Consider the following 4158-nt stretch of genomic DNA (forward strand, 5'->3'; position numbering starts at 1 on the left):
AATATATATAATCCATTTTCTCCTATCTTTTCAATAAAATATCGAAATGCATTTTCTCCATTCGAATATTCTCTTACATTATCCATTAATTTTTCACGTATAAACTTAGATTGAGTTTTTCCTCTAGCATTGTTTATTTTTTTTAATTGATCATAATCTTCTATAGAATTCATTTGAAAGCTAGAATATTTTGTATCTAAATATTCTTCAAAAAGTTCATCTCTCTTTTGATCAATTCCTTCGTTGATATTACGAATATTTAGCATATAGTCAAATACATCATCACTTGTTATAATCCTACTATTTTTAGGAATTTCTTCTTCAAGATACATCTCACATAAATTAACATAGTCAGAATAAAAATTAGATTTATTGTAGATAGAATCTCTATTTACTTCAGTTTTTTCTGCTATTATATTTAATGCTGTTGATTTTCCAGAGCCATTGCCTCCATATAAAATAGTAATTGGTTCAAAATCAATCCTTTCAAATCTATTTTTTGATAATATTTTAAATGGATAAAATGAATCATAACAAGTTCTTTTTTCTTTTATTATGAAGTCAAATTCTATATTTTCATTTGGAAATATAAAACTATTTAAATATATCATTTTTATTTTCCTTTCATAGTTGTTATAATAATTTTTGCCATGATTTTTATATTCTTTAGTAAATCTTCTTTGGTTTCTCATTTAATAAACACACCCATCTTAATTCTTATTATACGTATTTTCTATGTGTTTATCAAATAGGGTATACTCCATGATAAAATAAACCCAAGTAGGGGCAGTATGCTTCTACTTGGGTTTAAAACTTAAGCTGATTGAGAATTTTCCAAATTACCTATTTTTTTCAGCTCATTTATTAACATCAAAATTCCAATGGAAATCATGATGAAGTCAACTAACGGTTGCGTAAACCATATAGCACTTACTCCAAAGATTTTTGGAAGTAACAACATTGCTGGAACAAATAGAATAAGTTGTCTAAACATAACAATAATGCCAGCTTTCTTACCATCTCCAATCGATTGAAAGAATGTTATTGTCATTACCATTACTCCGTAAAGAATAAATACGCAATAGAACAATCTAAAACTATTTACTCCTTGAGCGATAATATCAGGTTTTACTCCAAATAATGAAAGAATTTGCCCTGATAAAATAAGCGAAGGTAACCAAAAGATTGATGCAAGTATTAAACCACCTATAGAAAATACCTTCATCGCTTCTTTCACTCTCTGATACTGCTTTGCACCAAAGTTTGTTCCAACAACAGGCTGTAACCCTTGACTCATTCCCCATAACGGAATAAATGAGAAAGCATATACTCTTAGTGATGCTGCCATTAGAATTCCATTTGTTTCTCCACCATACTTAAATGCCATTTTGTATAATAGAGTTTGCTGTATCATAAAAAGTACTTGCATCATCATTGCTGATAAGCCTACTGAGAACATTTCGGAATAAATCTTCTTGTCTGATTTAATGCCATTTATTTTCACAACTTTACTTTTCTTCTTGAAATAGTAAAGAGTAGCTACTGCCTGAACAAATTGAGCTGTAATTGTCGCAAGAGCAGCACCTTCAATTGCCTTATCTCCCATCGCAGTCATAAGAATTGGATCTAAGATGATATTAAGTATTGCTCCAAGTCCCATAATCATCATAGCTTTTTTCATCAAACCTTCTCCACGCATAACCATGTTGGCACTTTGAGTAAAGTTTACGAAGAATGAACCTAAAAATATAATCCTTAAATATCTAATTCCTAATTCTTTTATTTCTCCAGTTGCTCCAACCATAGAAAGAAAGTGAGGAGCAAGCAAAATTCCACTTACAGTGATAATTGAGGAGAATAGAATTACCCAAAAAATAAGATTTCCCATTATTTTATTTACCGTTTTCTGATCTCCTTTCCCCAAGGCTCTGGAGAGTATAGATGCTGAACCCATACCAATAAGTGTAGATATTCCGCTATTGAAAAATGTAAGTGGCATTGCCACACTGCAAGCAGTCATGGCATTTTGCCCTATAATATTTCCAGCGAAGATTCCGTCCATTAGTGGATAAAGCCCTATTACAATCATTCCTATTACTGCCGGAACTGACAGTTGGAACAATAAATCTATTGGTCGTTTTGTGAGCAATTGCTCTTTAATATCCTGCTTCATTTTTTTTACCTCCTCTAATATACATCTTGCAATTAAAATTCTTTGTTTTTCTTCTCCAAATAATGTTTATCAACCTTCACCAACCATAATCTCCTACTCACAATCTACTTTGTTGTCTCTTTATTATTTTTTTCTATATATGATGAAATTATATCTCGAAATAAATCACTGCGTTTTAAAAATGTATCTCTTACATCTAAAACTTCAGTTGCTACAATCATAGAATTTATTAGTGCTATAAATTCATCATTTACTAAGCAGCTTAGTCTTTTCAAATTATGAGATTCAATAAATTCTAAAAACTCTTTTTTTGAATCTTTAAAAATTTTTATCTGTAACTTTTTTAAACGTTCGTCCTTTTCAGACTCTATCAGAAACATTGCATATATTGATTTATATTCGTTCTTGTCAAATATCTTTAAAATTGTCAATTCAATTGCAAGCTCTTCATTTGACAAATCCGGGTGTTTCTTCATAAAGTCTCCAATTTGTTCAAACCGCTGTTCATTTCCTTGAATCATTATGTCGTAAAGCATATCAGATGTATTTTTATAATAGTTATACACTCCTCCTTTACTCATTCCAACTTCATTTATTACACCTTCCATCGTAGTATTTTGAAAACCCTTACGCAAAAACACTTTTTTTGCTGCTTCACATATTTCTTTTCTTCTAACTTCAGCTGACATACGTTGTTTAGGACACATTGTTATCCTCCTATTTTTATTACTGACGGTACCGTCGATAATAGTGTATTGCAAATCATAATCATTGTCAACTAGTTATTTTAGTTCTCCATAAATATGCTTCTACGTATCCATAAAACAAAAAAATTAGCTTAGTGTTATCATCACTAAGCTTTTCTTATTTATATAAAATTTAAACTTATTTTAAATTATAAATTATTTTTATCAAGAAATTTAATAAATTTCTTTTCACTGAATATATCATTAGTTATAAAATTACCATTAAAGAAAAAGCTATATGTTGTAAATGGTGATGGAGCATTTTGAGCATGTTCCTTACTTTCATATTTTTCTATTCTTAAATCTATATCTCTAACCTTTGCTATTTCTTTTATCATATAAACGTATTTTTCGGTATATGGGCATTGGTTACTATAGTATAACTTCAATCCTTTTTCGAATATTTTACCCTCTTTAGCACATGATTTTATTGTTGGCATAGTTTCATTTTTTTTTAATGGAAGATATAAAAGTTCATAATTAGGATATGCTGTGTCTGCTATCTTAAATCCCTTATACTTTAGATAGTTTCCATCACTTAAAAATGGTATTTTCTTTTTAGAAGATAAAACAACTATCCCTTTTTTACCTTGTTCTTTACTATCTTTAATGCATTCATCTAATAATAAATTTGAAATACCTTTTCCTTTATATTGTCCTGATACCCAAAAGCAATTTATAACCATATATCCATCTGCATCAAATGGATACCAAGAATTTTCTGCTGGTATATATTCAATAAAAACTTTGCCTCTAACGTTTAATTTTCTAAAAACTAATCCATCTTTTAATCGTTCCTTCATCCAATCCTTTTTAGATTTTATACAATATTCACCTTTCTTATCAGAAATCATACAACATATATGTTCTTGTTCAATATTATTTTCAGTTATATTAATAAATTCCACAATATCACTCCTTATCGCTTTTATTATATCATTTTAAATATGACACCATTATGTCTTATTAATAATAAATTATCACTTTAATTATGATATTGTATTTTTACATACAAAAATAGCTTTAAGCAAGTTATATCAATGCCTAAAGCTAAAAAACTCAGTTATTTATAGTACGATTCTCCGTTACACCTCCAAGTGAGCATGTGTTTTTATTTATTGAAGAAAATTAACTAATTTTAAGCTCTTTTATAAATTCTTTCTCAGTCTCCTTATCTAAGTACTTTCTTGGAATTATATGAGCTACAAATCCACTTATATATATAAGAATCATATCTTC

The 4158-nt window shown here is 28.7% G+C and carries 4 protein-coding genes; all 4 read right to left on the reverse strand.

The genetic code is table 11. The features are described from left to right. Positions 1-692: ATP-binding cassette domain-containing protein (locus CHF27_RS13390; RefSeq protein ID WP_330409809.1), on the reverse strand; the 692-nt coding region annotated here is incomplete at its 3' end. A 122-nt stretch (positions 693-814) separates the two neighbouring features. Next, a complete protein-coding gene (locus CHF27_RS13395) occupies positions 815-2173 on the reverse strand; it encodes an MATE family efflux transporter (protein ID WP_095405790.1) in 1359 nt (452 codons plus the stop codon). 104 nt (positions 2174-2277) lie between these two features. Next, positions 2278-2880: a TetR/AcrR family transcriptional regulator gene (locus CHF27_RS13400; RefSeq protein ID WP_095405789.1), complete on the reverse strand. Its 603-nt coding sequence runs from the start codon at positions 2878-2880 to the stop codon at positions 2278-2280. A gap of 188 nt (positions 2881-3068) precedes the next feature. Continuing rightward, on the reverse strand, positions 3069-3827 hold the full coding sequence (locus CHF27_RS13405; RefSeq protein WP_095405788.1) for an N-acetyltransferase: 759 nt from the start codon (positions 3825-3827) through the stop codon (positions 3069-3071). Between the last annotated feature and the right edge of the window lie 331 nt (positions 3828-4158).

This window comes from Romboutsia maritimum, assembly GCF_002251085.2.
GTDB classification, from domain to species: domain Bacteria; phylum Bacillota; class Clostridia; order Peptostreptococcales; family Peptostreptococcaceae; genus Romboutsia_B; species Romboutsia_B maritimum.

Bases quoted from the DNA above. Each gene is read 5' to 3' on its own strand.
- CHF27_RS13395 (WP_095405790.1), bottom strand. From the start codon at position 2,173: ATGAAGCAGGATATTAAAGAGCAATTGCTCACAAAACGACCAATAGAT.
- CHF27_RS13400 (WP_095405789.1), bottom strand. From the start codon at position 2,880: ATGTGTCCTAAACAACGTATGTCAGCTGAAGTTAGAAGAAAAGAAATA.